The 24348-nt window shown below is 70.9% G+C and carries 28 protein-coding genes and 1 pseudogene; 15 read left to right on the top strand and 14 right to left on the bottom strand.

From position 1 onward, the window contains the following. Positions 1-19: 19 nt before the first annotated feature. Positions 20-985, bottom strand: coding sequence for an ATP-dependent DNA ligase (locus AAW14_RS04075; protein ID WP_265559971.1), 966 nt, complete (start codon positions 983-985; stop codon positions 20-22). Between the two features lie 416 nt (positions 986-1401). Between AAW14_RS04075 and AAW14_RS04080 the strand changes: the two genes are divergently transcribed. Continuing rightward, positions 1402-2826, top strand: coding sequence for a M1 family metallopeptidase (locus AAW14_RS04080; protein WP_265559974.1), 1425 nt, complete (start codon positions 1402-1404; stop codon positions 2824-2826). A gap of 1 nt (position 2827) precedes the next feature. Here the strand turns inward: AAW14_RS04080 and AAW14_RS04085 are convergent, their stop codons facing one another. Together AAW14_RS04085 and AAW14_RS04090 are read right to left on the bottom strand one after the other, a co-directional pair. After that, positions 2828-4558, bottom strand: coding sequence for a phospholipid carrier-dependent glycosyltransferase (locus AAW14_RS04085; RefSeq protein WP_416223253.1), 1731 nt, complete (start codon positions 4556-4558; stop codon positions 2828-2830). Between the two features lie 158 nt (positions 4559-4716). Continuing rightward, positions 4717-4935: a hypothetical protein gene (locus AAW14_RS04090; RefSeq protein WP_265559976.1), complete on the bottom strand. Its 219-nt coding sequence runs from the start codon at positions 4933-4935 to the stop codon at positions 4717-4719. 115 nt (positions 4936-5050) lie between these two features. Here AAW14_RS04090 and AAW14_RS04095 point away from each other — a divergent pair. Continuing rightward, positions 5051-5955, top strand: a pseudogene (locus AAW14_RS04095) (LysR family transcriptional regulator). A 44-nt stretch (positions 5956-5999) separates the two neighbouring features. On the opposite strand, the gene AAW14_RS04100 reads toward AAW14_RS04095, so the two are convergent. Continuing rightward, a complete protein-coding gene (locus AAW14_RS04100; protein WP_265559978.1) occupies positions 6000-6500 on the bottom strand; it encodes a hypothetical protein in 501 nt (166 codons plus the stop codon). 249 nt (positions 6501-6749) lie between these two features. Here AAW14_RS04100 and AAW14_RS04105 point away from each other — a divergent pair, with 249 nt between their 5' ends. Next, the gene (locus AAW14_RS04105) at positions 6750-7280 is read left to right on the top strand and encodes a hypothetical protein (protein WP_265559981.1); all 531 of its coding nucleotides are present in this window, start codon (positions 6750-6752) and stop codon (positions 7278-7280) included. Between the two features lie 420 nt (positions 7281-7700). Here AAW14_RS04105 and AAW14_RS04110 read toward each other — a convergent pair whose 3' ends face one another. Both AAW14_RS04110 and AAW14_RS04115 read right to left on the bottom strand, forming a co-directional pair. Beyond that, complete coding sequence (locus AAW14_RS04110) at positions 7701-7961, bottom strand: hypothetical protein (RefSeq protein ID WP_265559983.1); 261 nt, start codon at positions 7959-7961, stop codon at positions 7701-7703. 150 nt (positions 7962-8111) lie between these two features. Next, positions 8112-8504: a transcriptional regulator gene (locus tag AAW14_RS04115; RefSeq protein ID WP_265559985.1), complete on the bottom strand. Its 393-nt coding sequence runs from the start codon at positions 8502-8504 to the stop codon at positions 8112-8114. A gap of 231 nt (positions 8505-8735) precedes the next feature. Between AAW14_RS04115 and AAW14_RS04120 the strand changes: the two genes are divergently transcribed. The 6 genes from AAW14_RS04120 to AAW14_RS04145 all read left to right on the top strand — a co-directional run bounded on the left by AAW14_RS04120 (position 8736) and on the right by AAW14_RS04145 (position 13969). Further along, a complete protein-coding gene (locus AAW14_RS04120; RefSeq protein WP_265559987.1) occupies positions 8736-8951 on the top strand; it encodes a hypothetical protein in 216 nt (71 codons plus the stop codon). Between the two features lie 205 nt (positions 8952-9156). Next, on the top strand, positions 9157-9375 hold the full coding sequence (locus tag AAW14_RS04125) for a hypothetical protein (protein WP_265559989.1): 219 nt from the start codon (positions 9157-9159) through the stop codon (positions 9373-9375). Positions 9376-9456: 81 nt separating this feature from the next. Beyond that, positions 9457-11349, top strand: a complete 1893-nt coding sequence (locus AAW14_RS04130) for a hypothetical protein (RefSeq protein WP_265559991.1) — start codon at positions 9457-9459, stop codon at positions 11347-11349. A gap of 141 nt (positions 11350-11490) precedes the next feature. After that, entirely contained in the window at positions 11491-12165 is a 675-nt protein-coding gene (locus tag AAW14_RS04135) for a hypothetical protein (RefSeq protein ID WP_265559993.1), read from the top strand. Between the two features lie 412 nt (positions 12166-12577). Next, positions 12578-13228 carry a DUF4360 domain-containing protein gene (locus AAW14_RS04140; protein WP_265559996.1) on the top strand — a complete coding sequence of 217 codons (651 nt, stop codon included), beginning with the start codon at positions 12578-12580 and terminating at the stop codon, positions 13226-13228. A 225-nt stretch (positions 13229-13453) separates the two neighbouring features. Next, positions 13454-13969, top strand: a complete 516-nt coding sequence (locus tag AAW14_RS04145) for a YceI family protein (RefSeq protein WP_265559998.1) — start codon at positions 13454-13456, stop codon at positions 13967-13969. 99 nt (positions 13970-14068) lie between these two features. Here the strand turns inward: AAW14_RS04145 and AAW14_RS04150 are convergent, their stop codons facing one another. Further along, on the bottom strand, positions 14069-14536 hold the full coding sequence (locus tag AAW14_RS04150; protein WP_265560001.1) for a peroxiredoxin: 468 nt from the start codon (positions 14534-14536) through the stop codon (positions 14069-14071). Continuing rightward, the gene (locus AAW14_RS04155) at positions 14533-14913 is read right to left on the bottom strand and encodes a DoxX family protein (RefSeq protein ID WP_265560003.1); all 381 of its coding nucleotides are present in this window, start codon (positions 14911-14913) and stop codon (positions 14533-14535) included. The genes AAW14_RS04150 and AAW14_RS04155 overlap by 4 nt, the downstream gene beginning before the upstream one ends. A 438-nt stretch (positions 14914-15351) precedes the next feature. Between AAW14_RS04155 and AAW14_RS04160 the strand changes: the two genes are divergently transcribed. After that, positions 15352-16170, top strand: coding sequence for an SAM-dependent methyltransferase (locus AAW14_RS04160; RefSeq protein WP_265560005.1), 819 nt, complete (start codon positions 15352-15354; stop codon positions 16168-16170). A 14-nt stretch (positions 16171-16184) separates the two neighbouring features. On the opposite strand, the gene AAW14_RS04165 is transcribed toward AAW14_RS04160, so the two are convergent. Both AAW14_RS04165 and AAW14_RS04170 read right to left on the bottom strand, forming a co-directional pair. Beyond that, on the bottom strand, positions 16185-17105 hold the full coding sequence (locus tag AAW14_RS04165; protein WP_265560387.1) for a helix-turn-helix domain-containing protein: 921 nt from the start codon (positions 17103-17105) through the stop codon (positions 16185-16187). A 99-nt stretch (positions 17106-17204) separates the two neighbouring features. After that, positions 17205-17435, bottom strand: coding sequence for a DUF397 domain-containing protein (locus AAW14_RS04170; protein ID WP_265560008.1), 231 nt, complete (start codon positions 17433-17435; stop codon positions 17205-17207). A 298-nt stretch (positions 17436-17733) separates the two neighbouring features. Between AAW14_RS04170 and AAW14_RS04175 the strand changes: the two genes are divergently transcribed. From AAW14_RS04175 to AAW14_RS04190, 4 genes are all read left to right on the top strand, one after another. Continuing rightward, entirely contained in the window at positions 17734-18207 is a 474-nt protein-coding gene (locus AAW14_RS04175) for a hypothetical protein (RefSeq protein ID WP_265560010.1), read from the top strand. A 74-nt stretch (positions 18208-18281) separates the two neighbouring features. Beyond that, positions 18282-18644 carry a PRC-barrel domain containing protein gene (locus tag AAW14_RS04180; protein ID WP_265560012.1) on the top strand — a complete coding sequence of 121 codons (363 nt, stop codon included), beginning with the start codon at positions 18282-18284 and terminating at the stop codon, positions 18642-18644. Between the two features lie 261 nt (positions 18645-18905). After that, entirely contained in the window at positions 18906-19511 is a 606-nt protein-coding gene (locus tag AAW14_RS04185; RefSeq protein ID WP_322741006.1) for an ATP-binding protein, read from the top strand. Positions 19512-19579: 68 nt separating this feature from the next. After that, positions 19580-19837 carry a hypothetical protein gene (locus AAW14_RS04190; RefSeq protein ID WP_265560014.1) on the top strand — a complete coding sequence of 86 codons (258 nt, stop codon included), beginning with the start codon at positions 19580-19582 and terminating at the stop codon, positions 19835-19837. Positions 19838-19873: 36 nt separating this feature from the next. Here AAW14_RS04190 and AAW14_RS04195 read toward each other — a convergent pair whose 3' ends face one another. Beyond that, complete coding sequence (locus tag AAW14_RS04195) at positions 19874-20305, bottom strand: ATP-binding protein (RefSeq protein WP_265560016.1); 432 nt, start codon at positions 20303-20305, stop codon at positions 19874-19876. A 310-nt stretch (positions 20306-20615) separates the two neighbouring features. On the opposite strand from AAW14_RS04195, the gene AAW14_RS04200 reads away from it, so the two are divergent. After that, the gene (locus AAW14_RS04200) at positions 20616-21089 is read left to right on the top strand and encodes a MarR family winged helix-turn-helix transcriptional regulator (protein WP_265560018.1); all 474 of its coding nucleotides are present in this window, start codon (positions 20616-20618) and stop codon (positions 21087-21089) included. 43 nt (positions 21090-21132) lie between these two features. Here AAW14_RS04200 and AAW14_RS04205 read toward each other — a convergent pair whose 3' ends face one another. From AAW14_RS04205 to AAW14_RS04215, 3 genes are read right to left on the bottom strand one after another with little or no spacing between them, the layout of a single operon-like run. Then, positions 21133-22884 carry a PP2C family protein-serine/threonine phosphatase gene (locus AAW14_RS04205; protein ID WP_265560020.1) on the bottom strand — a complete coding sequence of 584 codons (1752 nt, stop codon included), beginning with the start codon at positions 22882-22884 and terminating at the stop codon, positions 21133-21135. Then, on the bottom strand, positions 22881-23951 hold the full coding sequence (locus AAW14_RS04210; RefSeq protein ID WP_265560022.1) for an ATP-binding SpoIIE family protein phosphatase: 1071 nt from the start codon (positions 23949-23951) through the stop codon (positions 22881-22883). The genes AAW14_RS04205 and AAW14_RS04210 overlap by 4 nt, the downstream gene beginning before the upstream one ends. Further along, complete coding sequence (locus tag AAW14_RS04215; protein WP_265560391.1) at positions 23948-24343, bottom strand: anti-sigma regulatory factor; 396 nt, start codon at positions 24341-24343, stop codon at positions 23948-23950. The genes AAW14_RS04210 and AAW14_RS04215 overlap by 4 nt, the downstream gene beginning before the upstream one ends. Between the last annotated feature and the right edge of the window lie 5 nt (positions 24344-24348).

The raw sequence follows: 24348 nt of genomic DNA on the forward strand, positions 1-24348 counted from the left end.
GCGTGCGACAGGGCGCGGCTCAGGGAAGATCGGCCGCCGAGTCCTCCGGCGCCAGGTCGGGACGCAGCCGCAGCCATGACGGCTGCCTGAGCAGACCGTCCCGGGTACGGGTGCTGTAGCGGACCTCGCCGACGAGTCTCGGCAGGACCCAGCGGGCGCCCGGCACCCTCGGGTCGCGGTCGAAGGGGCATACGCGCGTCTCCACGACCAGGAGCAGCCGGGCGAGTTCGGCCCGCTCCGCCTCGCTCCAGCCCGTCCCCACCCGGCCGACATAGCGCAGTCGGCCCGCCTCCCGCTGTCCCAGCAGCAACGCTCCTGGCAGTCCCGACAGCCGGCCCCGGCCCGGCAGCCAGCCGCCCACGATCACGTCCGCCGCCCGTATGTTGCGGATCTTGATCCAGGACCGGGAGCGCACCCCTGGCTCGTACACCGAGTCCAGCCTCTTGCACACCAGCCCCTCCAGACCGCTCTTCCGGGTCGCCTCCAAGGCCTGTGCGCCGTGTCCCACGAGCGCGCCGGGAGTCGACCAGTGCGGTCCGGCCAGCGCGAGACCCTCCAGGGCGTGCCGTCGGCGGGCGTAGGGCAGCGTGGTGATGTCACGCCCCAGGAACATCACATCGAACAGCACGAGGTGCACGGGCGTCTGCGCCGCCCGGCGCGCCGCCAGCGCGGGGGAGTGGGCGAGCCCCATACGGGACTGCAGCCGCTGGAAGTCGCCGTGCCCCCGCTCGTCGGGTGCCACCACCTCCCCGTCCAGCACGGCGGGCATCGCGCCCAGGACGCCGCCCAGCGGACGAAGCTCCGGGTATGCGCCGGTGATGACCTCACCCGACCGCGCGCGCAGTTCCAGACCGCCGTCGCCGGGCAGATAGACCACCACCCGCTGACCGTCCTGTTTCGTCTCGTAGGCCCACTGCGCGTCCTGCCCGGCGGGCGGCAGGGTGCCGGGAGTGGCCAGCATGGGGGCGATCAGCGGCAGTCTCACGGGTCAGTTGTCGACGGCGCCGCCCGCTCCCACGCCTGCCGGCCGGGCATTTTCCCCTGAACGGCGCTCCGCGGACCCCGGCGCGTTCCGGCACCCCGCCTCTCCGGTCGCCCGTGCGGTCGGCTCCACCCGGCGGCGGGGTCTCAGCTTCTCCGTACGCGGGTGACGGGTCCGGACGGCAGCCGGAAACCGCGTTGCCGCCGGGTGGTAACGGTTGCTCAGGACGAGCTGGGAGACCACCCCGCCTCCGCCGTGCAAGGAACTCCAACACAGCGGCAGGGCCTTGAACGGAGACGGTTCCCCGGTTCGCGTGAACCTCCGGGGACACCGGGCAACTTGACCGAACCGAGCAGTTCGGAGGAGGGTGCCGCCCCCTAAGCTGACCGCCACCCGTCCCTCCAGCCACAGGAGCGCCCGTGACGACACCCCGTCGGCAGACCGTCGGACGCACCACCGTCCTTCCCCGAGGGGCCGTCGCCGCAGCGGTGCCCGTCGCCCTCGCCGCCCTGTTCGCGGCCGCGGGCCCGGCGGCGGCCGGTACCATCGGCTCGTCCGGGGCGGGCGATCCGTACTTCCCGCTCGCCGGCAACGGCGGCTACGACGTGCGCCACTACGACCTGACCCTCGGCTACGACCCGGGCAGCCGCCACCTCGACGGCCGGGCCGTCCTGCGGGCCCGCGCCGCCCAGCGCCTCACCCGATTCGACCTCGACCTCAAGGGCCTGAAGGTCACCGGCGTCACGGTCGACCACATCAAGGCGTCCTTCCGGCACCAGGGACAGGAACTGGTCATCACGCCACGGCACGCGCTGCGTTCCGGTCAGGACTTCCGGGTCGCCGTCGACTATCAGGGCACACCGAAGCCGGTCACCGATCCCGACGGCGCGCTCGACGGCTGGATCCCCACCGACGACGGCGCGTTCGTGGCGAGCGAGCCGCAGGGCGCCATGACCTGGTTCCCCGCGAACAGCCACCCCAAGGACAAGGCGTCGTACGACATCACCATCACCGTCCCCCAGGGCCGCACCGCAGTCTCCAACGGTGTCCTCGTCGACCAGCGGACCGCCCACGGACGCACCACGTTCCACTGGCGCCAGTCCGAACCGATGGCCGCCTACCTGGCCACCGCCACCGTCGGGACCTTCAAGGTCGAGCGCTACACCACCCGGGACGGCGTCGACGTCTACAACGCCGTGGATCCCCGCCTGGCGTCCGCCTCGGCTCCCGTGCTCAAGCAACTGCCGTCCGTCCTCGCCTGGGAGAGCAAGCTCTTCGGCCCCTATCCCTTCCGTGCGGCCGGAGCCATCGTCGACAGGGCGCCGAACGTCGGCTACGCGCTGGAGACCCAGAGCCGGCCGGTCTACGACCGCGCACCCCGCCTGAGCATTCTCGTCCACGAGAGCGCCCACCAGTGGTTCGGCGACTCGGTCACCCTCACCCGCTGGCAGGACATCTGGCTCAACGAGGGCTTTGCCACCTATGCCGAGTGGCTCTACGCCGAGCAGCACGGCGGCAAGACGTCCCAGCAGGCCTTCGACGCCTTCTACGCCCGACCGGCGAGCGACGGCCTCTGGGCGTACCCGCCCGCCGACCCCGGCAGCGGAGCCCGTCTCTTCGGCACGCCCGTCTACGTCCGCGGCGCCATGGCCCTGCACAAGCTCCGCACGGCCGTCGGCGACGCCGCCTTCTTCCGGATCCTGCACACCTGGACGGCGGACCACCGGGGCGGCCACGGCACCACGGCCCGGTTCGTCCAGCTCTCCGAGCGGCTGTCCGGCAGGGACCTCGGCGCGCTCTTCCGCACCTGGACGGCCACCGCGGGCAAGCCGTCCGCCCCCTGACTCAGGGCCGTCGGAAGATCGTGACGGAGTGACCGACGTCGTCGATCGCCCTGCTGCCGTGGATCAGCTGCGCCAGCCGCCCCTGGGCCTTGGCGATCGACGTGTCGGACACGACGAGCAGCCCGTGCACCCGGCTCGGCGGCACCTTCAGCGGGTCGTGCCCGTGGATGCCGTACCAGGCGGGAACCCCGCTGCCCTTGTACACGAGCCAGACGTCCCTGTTGTCGGGGTAGCGCTCGCGCAGCCGGTCGGCCAGCCGTCCCAGGTCCTGGCCCCAGTCGACGTTCGAGTCGTGCAGCCGCAGACGGGTCTGCGCGGGACCGCCGAACGCCTCGTTGGAGTACGGCAGATAATACGGATACGTCCGCAGCGAACTGACCGCCACGCAGAGCACCAGACCCGCCGTCACGGCGTACGCCCACCGCCGTCGCAGCGCGACCACACAGGCGGCGGCCACGGCCAGGAACACGGGAACGAAGAGCGCATAGCGCACCCCGAGATCGCGCGAGCCCTGCATGGCCGCGGCCAGCAGCACCGCCGGAAGCAGCAGCACATACGGGACGGCGGCGCGCAGCCGCGGCACCGCCCCCATGGCCAGGACGCCGCCGAGCCACAGTGCGAGCATGCCGAGCGGCGTCTTCACCAGCAGCGCGGCCGGCAGGTAGTACCAGAGGGAGCCGGAGTAGAGGCGGCCGAACAGATAGCCGCGCCAGGTGGCGTTCTCGAAGCCGAACTGGATGCGCATCCCGTCGAGGTACGCGTCGGGGAAGGGAAGCCAGTCGATCAGCAGCGCGCGCAGGCCGTGCACCGCGGGCAGGTTCGCGGGCGGGGTCCACCGCAGCAGAGGATCGACGGCGAGGTAGACGGCCCACACGACACCGACCAGGATCAGCGCGACACCGACAGCCGCCCCCATGGACCGCGTGGCACGCCTCGCCCGTGGAGCCGTGTTCCCGCACGCGTGCCAGCAGGACCAAGCGGCCAGCGCCAGCAGCACGGGCACCGCGGGCAGGGTGCTCATCTTCGTGGCGACGGCCGCACCCGCCGCCACCCCGGCGAGCGGCAGGTACACCAGGGGCCGCCGCCTCGCCCGCCACAGCATCCACGCCGCCGTCACCACGAAACCGGCCGCGGGCACGTCCAGGGTGGCCAAGGAGCCGTTCGTGATCAGGTCGGGTGAGAAGGCGTAGAGGGCGAGCGCCGCGAGCCCGCCTCCGGAGCCAAGGAGGTCGCGGGCGAAGCCGAAGACGACCAGCCCGAACAGCAGTGTCACCACCATCACCGGCAGCCGGGCCCAGACCATCACCCGCCAGGGGTCGTTGCCGGACTCGTACAGCAGCCGTCTCCCCAACTGCCCCTGGTCGCCCTGGAAACCGGGTGCCAGATGCGGGTGCGCGAAGACCGTGCCCGCTGCGATGATCAGTTTGCCCAGCGGCGGATGTTCGGGGTTGAACCGCAGACTGTGCTCGCGCACATACACGACCGCCGTCCCCACGTACACGGGTTCGTCGATCGTCGGGGTCTGTTCCACGGCGGTGGTGACCATGGCGAACGCCATCTGCGTCAGCAGTGCGCACACCGCCAGCAGGAGCAGTGGCCGCCGGTGCCGCCCGAGCCGCGCCCAGCGTCCACGGGCCTCCCGCGCCGCCGAGGAAGGACCCGTCGCGGCCGCACCGGCCGCCGCTGCCCGCCCGCCGCCGGGCGCGAGGAGCGACCCCTGTTTGTACGTCATCGTCCGCGCTCCCAGGTGTACGTCCCGCCCGGGCCCTCGGCGCACCCGGCGCCCCTGCATGCTGCCATGCCCTTTGCTACGTCGGCACTGCCCGGGCTTGCTCAACCGCGCGCGTGTCGTGACCGGGAAGACACCCAGGCAGGCCGGACGCCTCCGCCTCAACCGCCGCACGGATGCGGCACGGGCGCCGCGGGCCGGCTGCGGGAGACGACGCGCATACCGCGGGCGTCGACGAGCCGTATCTGGAGCGAGCCGCATCCGCAGCGGGTCCACACGGTGTGGCCATCGGCCGTGGCGTGCCGGGAGACCACCTGGAACGGTTCGGCGTGGTCGGGCCGGCCGCAGTGCGGGCAGGACACGGTGTTCGCGCAGGTCATCACGGACTCCCTTCGGCTGCCGGGCGGGTGAACCTCTCGACTCCACCAGCGTGGGCGCACACGGCCGTTCATGTCCACGTTGACTTAGTGGATCACACCGTGAAGCGTGGCCTTCATGATTGATCTGCGCCGGCTTCAAGTCCTGCGGACCGTCGCGCACTACGGCACCGTCACCGCCGCGGCCCGCGCCCTGCACTTCACCACGTCCGCCGCCTCCCAGCAGATCCGCCAGCTGGCCGGGAACTGGGAGTCGAGTTGCTCGAGCCGCAGGGCCGCGGCGTACGCCTCACACCGGCCGCCCGCAGGCTGCCGGCCCACGCCGACGCCATCCAGACACGCTGGGAGCAGGCCGAAGACGACTTGCGCGACGGCCGTGGGGAGCCCGCCGGTGTGCTGCGCGTGACCGGCTTCCCCGCGGCCGTCTCCGGGCTGCTCGCCCCCATGGCAGCGCACCTGCGTGAGGGTCACCCCCGGCTGACCGTGCGGATCCGGGAAGCGGGGGTTCCCGACGGCTTCGACCTGCTCTTCGAGGGCGAGACCGACCTGGCGGTGGTCGAGTCGACGCCCCACAACCCGCCCCGCGGTGACGCACACTTCGACCAACAGCCGCTCCTGGACGACCCGTTCGACCTGGTCGTACCCGACGGACACCCCCTCGCAGGACGCACACGAGTCGACCTCGTCGACGCGGCCCTGGAGGAGTGGATCGCGCCGGTGCCCAAGAGCCCCTGCCGGCCGCATGTGATGTCGGCGTGCGGCGCGGCCGGCTTCACCCCGGACGTCGTCCACCATGCGCTGGACGGGAACGTCACGGCCCATCTGGTCGCCCACGGCCTCGGAGTGGCCCTGATGCCACGGCTGGTGCATCTGACCCCGCATCTGCCGATCAACCGGGTGCGCTGCACCGGCAATCCGCACCGCAAGCTGCTCACCTGCACCCGCACCGGCGGTCACGACCGTCCGGCCGTGGCCGCCGCCTTGACCCAGCTGCGGGAGCTCGCCCCGTCGGCCGTGGCGTGACGCTCACGTCCGGGCCGTGAGCGGGGGAAGGTGCTCCCGACCGCTCACGGGCGGGCGTACTCCTGCCTTACGACGGCGGCGAGTTGGGCGAGGGCCTCCTCGGTGCCGCTGCGGTCGGCCGCGTCCAGCACGGCGAGCGCGTCGGCGGCGGCCTCGCGCACCGGCTGGGGTACTTCGTCCAGCGCGGCCATCCGGTAGGCGAGGGTGCGCCGCGCGGCACGTTCCTCGGTGGTGACTCCCGTGGGTCCCGTACACGGGAAGACCGCGGCCTCGTACGCCGCGACATGGACGAGGACTCCGTGCGCGATCCCTTCGGCGTAGCCCCGGACACCGGCCTGCCGCTGGGCAGCCGCGAAGTGCGCCAGCGCGCGCCGACGGAAGAAGAGGGCACCGAGCGCGCCCCCGGCGCCCGCGCACAGAGCGGCGATGAGCGCGAGGCCCGCGCCACCGAAGAGCGCGCCGATGAGGGCGCCGCTCGCGGTGGTCAGACAGACCAGCCCGCTGACGAGCAGAAGCAGGGCGCGGGCGGGCGTGATCGTGGCCATGGCGTGCAGTGTGCCAGCCGTGTCTGTGACCTTCGGCGGGCCTTCGGCTCCGGTCCGCCCCGCCGACGGCCGACGTGATGTGCGACACGTGTGTCTCCGTCCTTCCCACGCCTCCCGGGGGATCCGTGCTGCGCACGGCTTGATCGGCGATCAAGAACGGCAAATCCCCTGGCCATGAGGGCTTCCGTGCATTTGACACTTTGTTGCGTACGCGGATAGGAAACAAGCCGCGGAGTGGAGAGGTGGACTGTGCGCGAGCCCAATGTGATCGGCGACTGGCAGGAATGCGCTGACGTGCATGCCGGTCTGCGTGTCCGGGTCCACGGCCTGGAAAAGGCCGAGCCGCCGCGCGGGCGTGACGAGGCCGCCGAAGGTCTGGCCTATTTCCGCTTCCGGGTGACCGTCGAAAACCGAATGAGGGAGCCGGTCGGAATCCTGCTCGAAGACGGTCAGCTCGACATCCGCACGGGCCCCGACGGTGAGAGTGCATTCCTCGACTGGCGCAACTCGCAATTCATCGAGGGTTTTGACCTCTACCCTCTGCGCCGCGCGACGGCCGTTCTCTTCGCCGCCGCTCCGGAGCACTTCCTGAACCTCGTCGACATTCAGGTGCAATTGAAAGCGGACGAGGAATGGGCCGACCGGTATCTGTGGTCCGGCGATCTGACGGTGCCGGACGGTCTGCCCGGCACGGGCGCCCGTCCCGACGTCGGGTCCGAGAGCCTTGCCTGCCAGATCAGCACCTTCCTGCGCGAGGAGGCGGAGCGGGGGCAGGGTTGAACCGCCCCGCCTTAGGGCTGTCCCGTAATCCCCGGCGGGCGCACGACGACAGCTGCGGCACCTCGCTGCGTTGTCGGATCATCGACCGAATACGCCCAGTATGAGGACGACCCTCCGCCTTGCGATGCACCGCATCTGACGCCGCGCGCCGATCCACCGGGGATTACGGGACAGCCCTTAATCCCCGCGGTGCCGCCAGTACCACACGGCGCCGACCACGAGTGCGAACAGGAAGACGAGCGGCACGATCAGGCCGGGGACGCGGGCCGGACTCATACGGTCGTCCGGTCGGTGCGGCGGGGGTACGGGTGCGCGGATGTTGCCATGGCGTGATGGTGCCCTGCCCGGGGCCGCGCAGCCATGGTCTTGACGCCCGGACTTGCGTACGAGGGCACCCCCTTGCACTCGACGGGTCGCCGTTCACTCGCGGTAGACGGTGAGCACGGCCCCGTTGATCTCGATGCGCTGCGGCGTGGGGCCCTCGCCGCGCCGGAGCAGGGCAAGGCACTGGTAGAAGAGCGCGAGTTCCTCCTCGCTGAGCACTGCCGCCGCGAGATCGAGCAGTTCACCGATGGCGGAGTCGGTGAGGTCGGCCGGCAGTTCGCCGGAGAGCAGGACCACGGATTCTCCCGTCGGTCCCTTGACGATGGCGGTGGTGGGGCCGCCGTGTACGAAGAGCAAGGTTCCCCCCAGAGAGCCTGGGGCGTGCGGCTCACGGGTCCAGGCTGGAGGAGAGACTAGCGGCGGATCATGTGTGTTTGGGCGGAAGTGGCTTCTTTTGGTGCACGTGACCGGTGAGGTGGGAGTGCGCTCTGCGTATCGTCGCCGGCGTCAGGAGGCGTCCGGCGCGCGGTTGAGCAGTGACTCGACCAGCGCGGCGACATGGCGGCGGTCCTGAGCCGACAGACGCTGGACGCTCGCGATGAGCACGTCCACCTCGGGGTCGGTGGGGGCGCCGGACGGGAGCGCCGGTTCTTCGGCGGGGGCGTAGAGGTGGATGCCGCAGGCCTCCGCGGCGGCCTGTCGGATGGTGCCCAGCGGCAGACCCAGACCCAGGGCAAGTCCTTCGAGGGTGGCCGGCTGGGGCATGCGCGCCATGTGATCGGTCGTCGCCAGGTGGTGCACCGTCGAGCGGGGGATGCCTCCGCGGCGGGCCACATCGCCGTACGACCAGTGCTCGCTGTCCAGCCGGTCACGGATGATCTGCTGCAGTGCGTTGGCCACTGATGGTCACTTCCTGCTCGCCGCCAGGCGGAACTCTTCCGCGTCGGATCATTCTAGGGGCGACTTGGGTGAGTGACGGAAGGTGTTCTCCCGAACCGCTTGCGTCACAGCCGTCCCGGCGCCTAGTGTCCAATTTCGTTGGACAGCCCGTCCGACGGAGTTGGACACGATCCGGGGGGACCTGACCGTGTCCGACGGGAACACATCTCGAACCCTGAGGGGGAAACGATCATGATGGATCCTCGTGAGCTGGACGCCGAGTCCGCGGAGCTGCTGCCGGGCCGTGAGGCCCTGGGTCGGCTGAAGTTCAGCTTCGGCAAGACGGTGAACGTCACCAAGCACGTCGCCAACGTCTCCGCGCACAACGAGTCGGCCGCGCTCAACGACCACTCCTCGTGGTCGGTGGCGGACTCGGGCGCCGCCCAGTCCATCAACATCGCCCAGTGATCCGGTGCCGCACGGTCCGACGCCCCGGCACCGTGCGGCACCCGGTACCGCCGCGGCGACGCATCACCACACACCTCCGCCCGCCGCGGCGGTACCACCTCCGAGCCGGTATCTGACGAACCGTCACTGAGCTTTTCCCGGGCGGCGATCGCGTCCGCCCGGTCTCGTCACACCTACAACGAAGGTCTTCAGGAAAGGACACGCCATGAGCATGAACGCCCACGAGCTGGACGCCGAGTCTGCGGAGCTGCTGCCGGGCCGTGAGGCCCTGGGTCGGCTGAAGTTCAGCTTCGGCAAGACGGTGAACGTCACCAAGCACGTCGCCAACGTCTCCGCGCACAACGAGTCGGCCGCGCTCAACAACCACTCCTCGTGGTCGGTCGCCGAGTCCCAGGCCGCGCAGTCGATCAACATCCAGCAGTAACAACCCCCTTACGACGAGGGCACATTCGGCGGACCGCGCACGGGGCACTGCGCGGTCCGCCCCTGGGGGAGGAAAGCGCACATGACGCTGCTGGGGGACAACGCCGCGGCACTGTACGAAACCGGTACGCCGGTGCCGGGTCCGGGGGGGATGCCGGTGACGTACGAGCAGGTCGCCTCCGGCGGCCTGCCCGTCGTCGGCATGGAGAAGCCGGTCGTACCGCGGCTGAGCGCCGGGCTTCAACTGCACGGCGAATACCAGGGATCGGGCTTCACCGAGCCCCGGTACATCGCCCGTCGGGGGGACGGGCAGGTCGTGCAGCTGTCGCGGTTGCTGCACCTGGTCGCGTCGTCCGTCGACGGCAGCCGCGACATCGAGACGATCGCCCACCGGGTCAGCGCCCGGTTCGGACGCGAGGTCAGCGCGGAGAACATCCGCTATCTGATCGAGAACAAGCTGGACCCGCTCGGGGTGACGGTCCCCGAGGGACAGGAGGACGACCAGGTCTCCGCGCCCCGCTCGGACCTGCTCCTCGCGCTCAAGGGCCATCGCGTCCTCTTCAACGAACGCAGGGTGACGGCGATCGCCCGTGCGCTGGCCTGGCTGCACCGTCCCCTGGTCGTGGCGGCCGTCCTCGTGGGCATCGCCGCCCTGGACGTATGGCTGTTCGTGTTCTTCGGTGCGATCACACCCGTGCTCGAAGTGCTGGACCAGCCGGTCCTGCTGCTCGTGGTGTTCGTGCTGACCGTGGCCTCCCTCGTGTTCCACGAGTTCGGCCACGCCTCGGCCTGCCGCTACGGCGGCGCACGGCCCGGCTGCATCGGCTGCGGCCTTTTCCTCATCTGGCCCTCGATGTACACGGACGTCACGGACGTCTACCGCATCGGGCGGGCCGGACGGCTCCGCACCGACCTCGGCGGCGTCTACTTCAACGTCGTCTTCATGCTGGCCATGGCCGGCGCATACGCCCTGAGCGGGCAGGCGTTCTTCCTGGCCGCCGTATATCTGGGACACTTCGAGATCCTCGAACAACTGATGCCCGCCGTCCGCCTGGACGGCTACTACATCCTCGGCGACCTCGCCGGGGTGCCCGACCTCTACGGCAAGATCAAGCCGATCCTGCTGAGCCTGGTCCCGGGAGCCAAGGGGCGCAAGGCCCGCGCCGAGGTCGCCGCGCTGAAGAAGTCGGCCCGGACCATCGTCGCCACCTGGGTCCTGACGATGGTGCCGCTGCTCGTGGGCGAGTTGGGCTACGCGCTGTGGAACCTGCCGCGGATCACCGCGACGATGATCCGCTCGCTGAGCGAACAACTCGTCGGAACCGGTGACGCGTTCGTGCAGGGTCAGATCGCCGCGGGTCTGATGGGCGTGGTCGGCTGCGTCATGCTGCTGTGCCCGATGGCGGGTGTCGTCTATCTGTCGGTGAAACTCGGCGGGCGACTGTGGCGGGGCGCCGTGAAGTCGACGGCCGGCCGGCCCCGGCTGCGCGTGGCGCTGTGCGCGCTGTTCCTGGTCGGACTCGGGGGCCTGAGCTATGCCTGGGTGTCGGGCCTGACCCCGGAGCCGCTGCCGAAGAAGCCGCCGATCGCCCCGATCCTGCAGCCCGGTGTGTCGACCTCGCCTCCACCGGCCCGGCGGGTCACGACGCCGGACCGGTCCGGTGCCACGCCGCCGTCCACGGCGAGGACCGCGCCCGTCGGCACGGCGTCCCCGAACGCCTCGGCGGCCCGCTCGGTCTCGGCGAGCCCTTCCGGCAGCGCGAGTCCGAAGCCCAGCTCCTCGAAGCCGTCGTCCAGGGGCGTGATCGGGCAGCCGAGCGGCAGCCCCGTCGCGAGCGGTCAGCCCCCGGTCTCCGTGCCCGTCGGCCCCGGTTCCGGCTCACCCTCGGCGTCGTCGTCGGTGGTCCAGAGCCCGTCCGCGCCGGTCAGTTCCAGTCAAACGCCGGCCGGTTCGCCCACGCCCACCGCGTCCTGATCGCCCCGGGCCACGGCCCAGGGGGCCTGCGGACCGGCCCGGTCCTGACCCGGGCCGGTCCCCGCCGCCGGCGCGGGAGTGCCGTGCACCCCGTGTCCGGCGGCGCTCCGTCCGTCGACATCACTCCATCAGGAGATCCATGTGAACCATCACCGTAAACCCCGTACGCATTCCGTCTTCACCCAACGCGCCGTCCGCGTCGGGTTGTTCGCCGCCGGCGCGGCCGGCCTTGCGACCGCCGTTCCCGCGCAGGCGGCGACCGGGCTGCCGCAGCACACCGCGGTCGCTGCCGATCAGACGTTCAGCCGCGCCGACTTCCATCACCACACGCAGGCCAAGGACTCCTTCACCGTGCGCCAGTTCGGCAACGTGGACGCCGCCAGTGTGCGCAATCAGGCGAACGCCGTCGGGGTGGGCTGCTCGGTCGACGACCACTGCCGCTCGGTCGCGCTCTCCTTCCAGATCGTCACGATGGCCGGGGAGCACACGCACCTGAACGCGGTCAACCGCGGCGACGCGGTCAACGAGCACTGCGACGGCTGCCAGACCCTCGCCGGTGCCTACCAGTTCGTCGTCTCGACACCGCACCCCTTCACGCTGGACGCGGAGACCCGGCGGCGGCTCGCCGACATCCACCAGCGGCTGGACGCCCTGACCCGCTCGACCCTTCCGGCCACCGATCTCAAGACACGGGCCGACGCGCTGGCCGCGGAGGTGAACACCGTCCTCCACGACGCGGTCGCCAAGGCTCCCCAGGGAGCCGAGCAACCCACCGTCACCCTCCATCGCCACCTCGACGGCTGGCCCGCCCACTGACCGGGCCGGCCCCCGCCCGCCGCCCCGGGAGTGTCCGGGGCGGCGGGCCTCGGTGTGCCCGCCGCCCCGCGACCGGCCCGCTCGACGGGAGACCCGGCCGCGACCGGCCCGCTCGGCGGGAGACCCGGGCCGCGACCGCGGGGTGCCTCGAGTGCCAGGGCATGCGCGGCGATTGGCCGGAGATCGCCGTTCCGGTCCCGCGCCGGAGTACATACGATTCGGTCGCTCCCGGCCTTCACAGCTCTTTCACAAGGTCGGCAGATGCGCATGCGCTGCCCTGGCATGCGCATGACGTTCGGTACCTGATCCAACGCACTGGTCCGCGACGGCCCCGCACGGATGCGCGGGGCCGCACCCCCCGACATCCGGCGGTGCAGGCCGCCGGTACACCGATGCAACGGATGGGAGAACCATGGCTGGTGGACTGCTCCTGAGCGCCGCGATGACGGCGCTCTTCGCCACCGCGCTACCCGTGCAGGACCCCTCCTCGGGGATCGTCGACCCGCCCCCGGACAAGATCGTCATCAAGATCGCCACGGTGAACGGCTCCGGGTGTCCCCGGGGCACCGCCGCGGTCGCCGTGTCCCCGGACAACACCGCCTTCACGGTGACCTACAGCAACTACCTCGCCCAGGTCGGGGGCGACTCCGAACCCACCGCGTTCCGCAAGAACTGCCAGCTCAACCTCATCGTTCATGTGCCTCAGGGCTTCACGTACGCCATCGCCAGTGCCGACTACCGCGGCTTCGCCTCCCTTCAGCGCGGGGCAACCAGCACGGAGAAGGCGTCGTACTACTTCCAGGGCTCGTCGAGCACCGCCGCGATCACCCACCCGTACACCGGCCCGTACAACGACAACTGGCAGGCGACGGACACCACGGACTGGGCCCAGCTGGTCTGGGCTCCCTGTGGTGTGCAGCGGAACTTCAACATCAACACCGAGCTGCGGGTCAACGCCGGCACATCGGCGCCCGGCAGCACGAGCTTCATGACCATGGACTCGACGGACGGTGACATCAGCACCGTCTACCACCTGGCATGGAAGGAGTGCCCCGCGACCTGACGCTCCGCTCGCATGCCGTCACCGGCTTCTTCGCACCGGAGTCGGTGACGGCGCGGGGTCTGGCGTCGGCGCCCGGCGCACGGTCCGGCGGTCGTCCATTTTTGGATCGACTAGTTGTTCAAATTTGAAGAAGGCGATAGCGTGGGGTCATCCAAATTTGGATGACATGGCCGTCGTCGGCCGGTGTCACTTCCCCTCACCCCTTCTTTTCGCCAGGAGAACGCCATGACCGTCGCCGTCGAAACCGGCCTGTGGCAGCTCGACCCGACCGCCTCCACCGTTGCCGTACGGCACAGGACGATGTGGGGCCTGATCACCGTCAAGGGTTCCTTCACCGCGCTGACCGGCCAGGGAGAGGTCAAGCCCGACGGCACCGCCCAGGGCACCATCACGGTGGACGCCTCCTCCCTGGAGACCAAGAACGCCAAGCGTGACCAGCACCTGCGCTCGGCCGACTTCTTCGACACCGACCGCCACCCCGAGATCACCTTCGTGGTGCGCAGCGCCGAGGCTGAGTCCGGTGAGACGGCTCGGATAACCGGTCAGCTGACGGTGCGCGGAATCAGTCGGCCCCAGTCCTTCACCGCGCGCATCGCGGGGGCCGACGCGGACGCCGTCACGCTGAAGGCGGAATTCACCGTGGACCGTGAGCAGTTCGGCATGGGCTGGAACCAGCTGGGCATGATGCGCGGCCTGACCACGGTCGACGCCACCCTCCGCCTCGCCCGTACGGGGGCGTGAACCGGGGGACGCAGATTCCGGACACGCGCGGGCCCGGACCGCTCGATCTGCGCTGTGGAGCGGTCCGGCCCGTGCGTGCGGGTGTGTGGGCGGCGGCCGTCAGCTCCTGCGGGCGCGCAAGGTGGCCAGCGCCCGGTCGGCGTGTGCGCTCATCCGCAGTTCGCTACGCACCACCTCCAGGACCGTGCGGTCCTCGCCGATGACGAAGGTGACCCGCTTGGTGGGGGCGATGGAGAAACCGCGCTTGACCCCGAAGTACTCCCGGACCGTTCCGTCCTCGTCGGACAGCAGCGGGAAGCCGAGCGTGTGCCGACCCGCGAACTCCTGCTGCCGGTCGACCGGATCGCCGCTGATGCCGACCGGCTGCGCGCCGACGGCCGCGAACTCGGCGGCCAGATCCCGGAAGTGGCACGCCTCGGCGGTGCATCCCGGGGTGAGGGCGGCGGGGTAGAAGAACAGCACGACCGGCCCCTCGGCCAGGAGGTCCGACAGTCGGCGCAGTGTACCGGTCTCGTCCGGCAGGGCGAAGTCGTCCACCCTGCTGCCCACTTCGACCCGGCTCGTCATGACGTGACCTCCGCCTTCTTGGCCACGCCGTTCGCCCACAGCACGAGCGGCACCTGCAGCGGAAGGCGGGCCAGGGCCGCAGCCCTCAGCGGTGCGGGGCGGTGGCGCCAGTCCACGGCCATCTGGACGTGGGCCGGGAACACGCCGACGAAGAAGGCGGAGGTCGCGCGGGCGGCGGCGCGGCGCGTGCGGGGCAGCGCGACCCCGGCCGCCAGCGCCAGTTCGACCACGCCGCTCGCACGGGTCCAGGTCCGGGCCCTGCCCGGGAGGCATCGGGGGATGATCGCGTCGAACGGCCGCGGCGCGACGAGGTGACCGACGCCCGCGGCGGCCAACAGGCCCGCGAGCAACAGGGGTGAGCGTTCCGACCGCGACACAGTTCCTCCTTGGGGCCTGGGCGCGCCGATAGTACTTGACGGTATGCGCGGCGGTGCCCATGGGGCCCCCGTGGCCGTGGGGGCGCAGAACCCCGCCGCGCCCTCGACGCCGAAGGGACTTTCAGGCCGTCCTCCGTCCCGACCCGTCGCTCTCCGGCCTGGCGTCACGTACGCGCCCCTCGCCCGGATCGTGACGGCCACGGACGCCTCGCACGGCGGAACCGTCGACCCGCCGCGGGTATGACCGTCGGCTACCGGGCGAGCCACACCGTCGACGCCGCCGTGCACCTGCGGCTCAGCCCCATCGCGTGCTGTTCACGGGGGAGTTGACAGCCTGCGCGTACTTCGTTCGGGGACTGGCACCGGCAATCGCCGCTTCTCTAGGATGAGGTGCCCGCCGAGCCGGTTCCGACGGCGCGGCCCGGATCTGGGGGAACGATGCAGTCTGGCAGGCAGTTGTCCAAGTCGATCGACGCGACGGTGCCGACGGCGGCCCGAATGTACGACCACTACCTGGGTGGCAAGGACAACTACGCGGCCGACCGGGCAGCCTGCGAGGAGCTGGACAAGGTCGTTCCCAGCACGCGGGCGCTCGCGCTGAACAACCGGCGGTTCCTGCAGCGGGCCGTACGGACGATGGCGGAGGAGCACGGCGTACGGCAGTTCCTCGACCACGGTTCCGGACTGCCCACCCAGGACAACGTCCACCAGGTGGCGCAGCGCGTCGACCCCGCCTCCCACGTGGTGTACGTGGACAACGACCCGATGGTGCTGGTGCACGGCCGGGCGCTGCTGGAGCAGGACGAGCGCACGGCCGTCATCCAGGCAGACATGAGGGACACGGAGGCGATCTTCTCCCACCCTGAGACCCGGCGACTGATCGACTTCTCACAGCCGGTGGCCGTGCTCTTCAACTCGGTGATGCACTGCATCCCGGACAGCGAGACCGACGGACCGCCCGCCCTGGTCCGCCGCGTGGCCGAACGTCTCGTACCCGGCAGCCTGATGGTGATGTGCCAGCTGGTCAGTGAGGACGCCGCGGTCCGGGACTTCGTCACCGGCTTCATGGACCAGGCCACTCAGGGACACTGGGGGCGGGTACGCCAGGAGAAGGACGTGGCGGGCTGGTTCGAGGGGATGGACATCCTGGAACCGGGCCTGGTGGAGGTGTCCACCTGGCGTCCCGACTCCGAAGTTGCACCCCGTCAGCTGACCCAGGAGTGGATCGAGTTCGGGGGAGTGGGCCGCATACGTTGACGCCGGGCCCCGGCTCACCCCGCGGGGTAACGCGCTTCCAGTGTCTTGTGCAGCAGGTCCAGTGACTCACGGGGGTTGAGGGCCTCGTCGGCGAGTCGGTCGAGAGCCACCCGGTACTCCTCGGTCTCGTCGCGGTCCTCCAGAAAATTGGCGCTCCTGATGTGCTCCAGGTAGACGATGTCGGGCAGATCGAGTCCGCCGAAGCGCAGATAGGTGACCGGGATCGCCGGGGCCGACGCGTTCGTCACGTCCAACGGCACGATCTGCACGGTCACATGGGGACGCTGAGCCATCTCGACCAGGTGCTCGAGCTGCTCGCGCATCACCTCGCGGCTGCCCAGCACGCGCATCAGGACCGACTCGTCGACGACGGCCCACAGTTGGGGAGCGTCCGGCCGGAGCAACATCTCCTGACGCCGCATCCGCAGATCCACCCGGCGCTGTACCTCGGTGGCCGAGGCCGTCGGCAGGCCGCGTTCCACCACGGCCCTTGTGTAGGCCGCGGTCTGCAGCAGCCCGGGAACGTACTGGATCTCGAAGGTGCGGATGGCGGCGGCTGCCTCCTGCAGCCCGACCAGGCGGTCGAACCACTCGGGCATCAGCCGTTTGTCGTAGCGCTGCCACCAGCCGGGTTCACCGGCCCGATGCAACAGCTTGACCAGCACCGAGGCCTCGTAGTCATCGGCGCCGTACAGCCCCAGCAGCGCACGGACATCGCCTTCCGTGGGCGGCCTGCGACCCTTGCCGGCCTCGATGCGCGACAGCTTCGCGGGGCTGAACCCGAGGGCCCGCGCCGCCTGTTCCTGGGAGAGACCCGCGTCCTCGCGGATGCCGGCCAACTGCACCCCGACCAGCATCTTCAGCAGAGTCGGAGCGGGCTCCGTCCGGTTCAGATACGGTTCGAGGCGGGAGATGCGGTGCGACTCGGCGGACATCGTGGCTCCCAGCTGGCCGACGGACAACAGACCCGGCATTATCGCATTCGGCCGAGCCCTGCCGCACGGGCCGAACGGGACCGCTTTGTCCCGTCCGGTTCACACCAAGTGGTCGAACTCCCCGTCCTTCGCGCCCGCCAGGAAGGCGGCCACCTCGGAGGGCGTGTACACGAGGGCGGGTCCGTCCGGATCGCGTGAATTGCGTATCGCTATGGCCCCGTTGGCCAAGGGGGCCACCTCCACGCAGTTGCCCTCCGCGTTGCTGTGCCTGCTCTTGATCCAGCCGGCGTCCAACGCGCTGGCCCGCACTCCGTTCGGCACTGACGGCACCACAGTCTCCTCGTCGACGTTCTGCCACGGGGCACCGGCGTATGCGAGCGGAGTGCACCCATGGGATCCCCCGATCTTCCTACCCGTCGTGCAATTTCCCATGCAATTGCATGACGGCGCTGACAGCGTGAATAATAGCGAGGGCGTCAATCGCAGTACCGACGCCGCATGCTGACGTCGCATCAGGGAGATGCCGTGCCATCACCTGTGCATCGGATGCCGAGCCGCCTCAAGGCTGCGCAAGGCCGGGGACGACCACCCTCGGGGCGTGGCCCCGGACTGTTTGCGGGGAGCGGACATGGCAACACCACTGAACGGCTTGGGGCACGTGCCGTGGGACACCATCAAGGATTCCAGCGGATCCGCGGAGGCCATCCCCATCCTGCTCCATGACGTTGCCTGGGGTGACGAAACCACTGCCAGGGCGGCGCTGGGCGGTCTGAGGGAACGAATCTGCCAGTACGGTTTCGTCGTGGACCAGGCGACGGCCGCCACGGTCCCCTTCCTGTGGGAGCTGGCCAGGCTTCCCCAGGTGACGTGCCGTGTGCAGATCGTCCATCTGCTCAAGAGCATCGCCGACGCCCGCCAGTGGGAAAGCACGGCCTCCGCCTACCCCAAGCTGCTCAACTACCGTCACGACTACGTGGGGTGGGAGCGGGAGGCCCGTCGTGCCGTCCGTGCCGACCGAGGTGTCCTGCGGCAACTGCTCGCGGAACCGGACGCCGAACTCGTAGAGGCGGCCGGTGAACTCGCCTCCGCACTGGCCGGCTGAGGGCCTCCACACCTCGAATGCCCCCCTCGGTCGCGGGTATCCGCTGCGACACACCCACCGAGGGAGGGAGCGTCGTGACCATCGAGAGTCCGTGGACGTACCAGCCGGGAACCGGCCATAGCGAAGGGCAGGACCTCACCGGCTTCACCGTCGAGGCCCGGGACGGCATCGTGGGGCACGTCGACCGACAGGCCGACGGACCGGGCATGCGGCATCTGATCGTCGACACCGGGGTGTGGGTCTTCGGCAAGAGTGTCCTCATCCCCGCAGGCCTGGTCACCCGCATCGATCCGCAGACGCGGCAGATCACCCTGGCCTGCTCCAAGGAGGAGGTGAAGGCCGCGCCCGTCTTCCGCACCGACCGCGAGACACTGGACCCCGAGTACCTGGCCAGGGTCGAGGGGTACTACCGCGACCTGCCGCCGAGCTCCGAGTGACCGCGCGCAGGCCGCCCAGGATGCCGTTCCGCCCGGCACGGCTTCGCCCGTTCCGGCAGCGGCTGCGATCGGGCCCATGGCTCGTGCGCGGCCGGGTAGAGGGGGAACGATGAACGCACACCACCACACCACACCGGACCCGGCCCCCCGCCCGGACGGCCGTCGCCCTGACGCCTGGGAGTCCGCGGGAATCCTCGTCCGTGCCCAGGGCGCCGGGGCCGTGCCGGAGCCGCCCGTCCCCCCGGGCGAGCGATGAGGTCCATGGAACTGCCCCACCCGGAGGGCGAGAGCCCGGCCGCCGCCGACGGTCAAGGGGCAGACCGGAAGACAGTCGGCTGCGCCTACCATCTGCCCCCGGGCGACTGCGCGCCGGGGAACGAGGCGTCCTGGTCCGCTTCCCCCGTCACGAGCGCGGCGTCGGCGCGCGCCCATGTGCTGGGGGTCATGCGAGGCCATGGCGACACCCTGGGCATCCGGCCGGCCGAGCGAGCCGTCATCGATCTGCTGCTGGTCACCTCGGAGTTGGTGTCCAACGCCATCCGGCACGGCGGAGGTCTCGTGGCCTTCGAGGCGACGCCCACACCGGCGGGCGTCCGCCTCCGCGTGCACGACCACAGCGCGGACATCCCCTGCGCGGCCTACGGCTCCGGCGAGCTTCCCTCGGGGCACGAGGGCGGTGGGTACGGATGGCCGTTGATAATCCGACTGGCCCGCGACATCGCCGTCGAGCGGTGCCCGGGCGGTGGCAAGACCGTCAGCGTTCTGGTTCCCCTCGTCGCCGAGTCCGCGCCCCTGGACACCGGCACGCCAGGGGTCGCGCCGACGCATGCCCGCTCCGGGAAAGGTACCCAGCGACCGGTCCGGTGAAGCACGAGGGGTTTCCCTGGGCGAAGGGGGGCAACGCGGAATGGGACACCCCCGTGGAGGGAGCTCCCATGATTGCCGTAGCACTGCTCCTGCCGGCGTCCATGCTGTGCCTGCTGCTCGCCCTCGGCCGGTACGAGGAGCGCATGCTTACTCCGCACGGCGACGCCCAGGACCAGGGTGCGTTGCCCGGCCGCCGACTGCGTGCCGTGCCCGAACCGTCACCGTCCGCGGACGGCCCCGGTCCGCATCTCCCGGCGGAACCCACGGCGCCGAAGGGCACACGCACCACGCCGGGCAGCTCGAGGACGCGGCAGCGGGCCGCCTGACGCATGTGTCCACGCCTGCGGGCGCGCGTGTGACGCCTACCAGGGAAGGAAGACGTGCACGTCCTTGCCGTCCGGCTGGACCACGACGCTCACCTGATCGCACAGAGTGTTCACGAGATGCCAGCCGATGCCCCCGGCCCTGCCCGGCTTGAACGGCCGCGGGGCGGGAGGGGTCGTACTGGTGTCGTGCATCGTCACATGGACCCCGTCGTACGTCGGCCGCATCGCCAATGTGAAGGGTCCGGGCGCGTACTGGACGGCGTTGGCGGCCAGCTCGTCGACCACCAGCAGTATGTCGTTCCAGTGCTCCGCACTCGTCGGTGGCGAGGCCCGCGCCAGTCGGCGCAGGAACCTCTCTGCGGCGAGCCGTGCGTCCGTGACGTCGTGCAGTTCGCCGTCGAAGCCGACCATGAGGTTGTCGACCGTGTCGAACGGCCAGGCCTTGTCCCAACGCGGCTCGGTCGCCATGCGGTCCTTCCCCCGGCCGGCGCGCCGGCCGGTTGTCGTCGTTCGTCGCACTGTCGCATGGCCCCCCTTATGACGGTTACCAAAAAGCCGACGGCTACGCATCCGAGATCGTGGCACGACCGGACCGGCCTCCGCGAGGTGCCCGATCCGGTGTTCGATGCACCCATCCGGTGAAGAAACGGGTACCCATCCGCGTACTCGCGAGCGACCTGGGTAGGGGCGCCGATCGGACCGGCCGTCGACCAGGCCGGTCGACGTGAAGCGGACGGGCGTGGCAGGCGTGGGATGCGGGGTGGGAGATGACCGTGAGGTGACGGAGGCAGCAGAGGAAACGGGTGGTCGCCCGACGGCACTGGCCCGGCAGCTCGCGGACGCGGTGGACAACCTCGTGACACTGTGGACCGCGGCGGCCGAGGCGGTCACTCCGCGATTGTCCACTCATCAACTGAAAGCGCTGACGGCCGTCCGGCGCCGCTCCGAGCTCAATCTCACGGCGCTGGCGGAGACCCTCGGTATCGCGCTGCCCGCCGCGAGCAGACTGTGTGACCGTCTGGAGGCCGCGGGACTGCTGGAACGGGTGCCCCATCCCCGCGACCGTCGGGAGCTTCAGTTGCGGGTCACCGCCCATGGGCGGAGGGCGCTCGCCGAGGTCGCCGAGCGGAGGTCCGAGAGCCTGGCCGTCGTGTTCGCCGCGATGACTCCCGCACAACGGGCCTCTCTCGCAGAGGGGTTGCACGCCTTCCGCCAGGCCCGTACAGCAGAGGAGGACCAGGAGCAGCCCTAGGCGGTGTCCGACGATTCCCGCCGGGCGTGGCCCCGGCGACGGCTCAGGAGTGTCCGCCCGGTGCCGTCGGCGCGGTCACCGACGCGCTGTTGATGTGGCACAGCAGGAGGCACACGTCGTCGTCGCCCTCCGAGTCCACCAGCATCGGGTCGAGCACCCGGTCGGCGGCGTTCTCCAGATCGCCGTCCAGGTACGGCCCCCCGAGCGAGGAGAGCGCCTCGGTGAGGCGCTCGATACCCGGATCGATGCCCTGCGCCCGCCGCTCCACCAGGCCGTCCGTGTAAAGGGCGAGGGTCGAGCCGGCCGGCAGCGCGACCGTGTGGTCCTCGATGTCCTGCTTCAGCGGAATGCCCAGCATGGCACCCGGTTTGGCATCGAGGGTGTGGACCTGGCCGTCGGGCGTGCGCAGCACGGGTGGCGGATGTCCGGCGGCGGCCCAGGTCAGCACCGGTTCGTCGGGGCGGAAACGCGCGATGACCGCCGTTGCGTACAGGTCCGGCTGCAGATGGTGGAGGAACAGGTGCAGCCGGGTCAGGAGTTGGCCCGGACTGCCGCCGTCGACGGCGTACGCGCGCAGGGCAGTGCGCAGCTGACTCATCATCATCGCCGCGCGCAGACCATGCCCGGTGACGTCGCCGATGACCGCGATCAGACTCCCGTCGGGCTGGCGGAAGGCGTCGTACCAGTCCCCGCCGATGTTGAGACCGTGGGTCGCCGGCAGATAGCGGGCGGCCAACTGCAGCCCAGGGGTGGTGGGCAGGTCGGTGAGCAGCGCCCGCTGGAGCGTCTCGGCGATGTCGCGGCTGTGCTCGAAACGCTGGGCGTTGTCGATGGCGATTCCGGCCCTGCGGGCCAGTTCGATCAGCATCACGGCGTCGTCCGGGTTCCACCGGTCGCCGGGCGGGGTGAGGGTGAGCACGCCCAGGGGTGCCCGCCGGGCCAGCAGGGGGACGCACAGCAGGGGCAGGGTCGGGTGGAGGGCCGAGGGAGGCCGGTCGTCCACGCCGGGCAGGCCGCCGGGGTGGGCGGCCGCGTACTGCGGACGGCCGGTACGGGCCGCGAGCACGGCGGCGGCGGGGCGGGGGTCGTGCCCCTGCTGCGCGTCCTCGTCGCCCAGCAGCCAGACGTGGACGCTCCCCGCGTACGTCGGTGTCAGCAGCTCCGGGAGCAGGCGCACGATCTCCCCGTGGTTGAGGGATGCCGTCAGCGCCGCGCTGGCGTCGGCGAGGAACATGAGCCGTCGGCGTGCCTCCTCCGCCTCGTGACGAGCGGCCCGCTCGGCCGCGAACAGCTCACGCTGTGCCTGCCCGGCAGCGTCCAGTTCGGCATGCAGGGCGAGGACGCCCTGATTGGTCTGGTGGAGTTCCTCGCGGTGGAAGGCAACCAGCTCCTCCCGTTCCGTCAGGGCGTCCAGGACCCTCGCGGTGTCCTCGTCCGCGCCGAACAGCGACTCGGCGAGGGCCGTCGGACCGGTTCGCACCGGCGCCATGTCACCGCTTGCGCCCCGTTCCGTCGCCGGGACGGCGGCCTGCCACGTAGGTGCGTCGGTGCTGTCGTCCGGGCTGGGGCGGAGGGTGAGCCGCAGCTGCGGCCCACGCTTCGAGGGAGATGTGGTCTCCAGGGTGAGCCGCCAGGTTCCGCCCTTGGTGAGGCACTGCCGCAGGTGTGCGCTGACCGCGGTGACCAGCCGGGTGCGGTCGAGAACGGACACGCCATGTTCGGCCGCGAGCCGGGCGGTGGCGATCCGGGCCCGGGCGGCGTCGAGGACGCTGGTGATCTGCCAGGTGTGGGTCATGGTTCACGATCCGACGATGTGGGGGACAGCACGGTCACCGCGGTGTCGTCGCGGACGGGCCGGGCCGAACTGCTGGCGTCACGCACGATCAGAGCTGCCGTCACTCCTGGGTCGAGGACCGCCGAGGGGATGTCCGGGCGCAGGGACCACCGGCTGGGCAGGCCGTCGCTGTGCAGGACGAGAAGGCAGTCGGGCGACCAGGGAAGCCGCAGATGGGGAATGTGCGCCGGTCGGTGGGCACCGACTATGCCGGGGTGCGACAGAAGGTGCTGCCAGCTGTCGCCAGAGCGCAAACGGGCACCGATGTTGCCGATGCCGGAGAACTCGAGGCACTGCGCGGTGAGGTCGAGCTGGGCGACCGCGACCGCGGCGCCCCGGGTGGCGCGCAGCGTCTCATGCAGCACCCCGAGCAGTTCCGGCGGCGCCAGATGGGCGCTCAGACGCAGCTGCCGGACAGCGGCGTCGGAGGCCTCGGCCGCCTTCGGCCCGTGCCCCAGCCCGTCGGCGAGGAGCAGAGTGATGCGCTCGCCGGACCGTACGCAGGCCCAGGCATCGCCCGAGTCGTTCCCCGCATAGGGGATGTTGATCCCTCCTGCCCGCACCGGTGCGGGGGTGCGCCGGCTCTGCGGTCCGCCCCGGTGACCCGCCGAGGCGCCTATCCGAGCCAGGGCGACGGTGCCGCGCCCCGGCGAGCTGTGCAGGGAGAAGTCGTCCGCGAGACGTCCGCATGTACCGAGGCCCGCGCCCAGTGAGGACGTGGTCGAGAAGCCGTCTCCCAGCGCGGCGGAGAGATCGGGAATGCCCGGGCCGCGGTCGATCGCGACGATCTGCAGCGCGGGCCGGGGAGAGGGCGTTCCGGAGTCGAGATCCGCGTCCACCGTCTCCATGAGTATCTGGCCACCCCCGGCGTGCTTGAGCAGGTTGGTGGCGAGTTCGGTGGTGACGAGCTCCACGGCGGCCGCCCGGTCCTCGTCGAACCCGGCACGGCCGCAGGCGTCCCTCGCCGCCATCCGGACGTCCCTGAGCCGGGTCGAGTCGTGCACGGGCACGTCCCAGACACGGGTCATCGAGTCTCCTCCCGCGGGCGCGGCGGCACGGCGGCCCAGCACACCACGGTGACGGACGTGCCATGGCCGGGACAGGTTTCGATCGAGAACTCGTGGACCAGTCGCCGCGCTCCGCCCAGGCCGAGACCCAGGCCGCCACCCGAGGTGTAGCCGTCGGTGAGCGCCCGCTCGACGTCCGCGATGCCGGGGCCCTCGTCGGTGAAGGTCAGCCGGAGGCCACGGGCGCGGCCGTTGTCGAGGTAGGCGGACTCGACCTGTCCGCCTCCGCCGTGGACGAGCGTGTTGCGCGCGAGTTCGCTGGCCGCGGTGATCAGTTTGGTCTGCTCCACCAGGCCGAAGCCGACCTCGGCAGCCGCTTGCCGCACATGCTGTCGTACCCACGCCAGATCCATGTCCG

The organism is Streptomyces hygroscopicus, assembly GCF_026168105.1.
GTDB lineage: Bacteria > Actinomycetota > Actinomycetes > Streptomycetales > Streptomycetaceae > Streptomyces > Streptomyces hygroscopicus_D.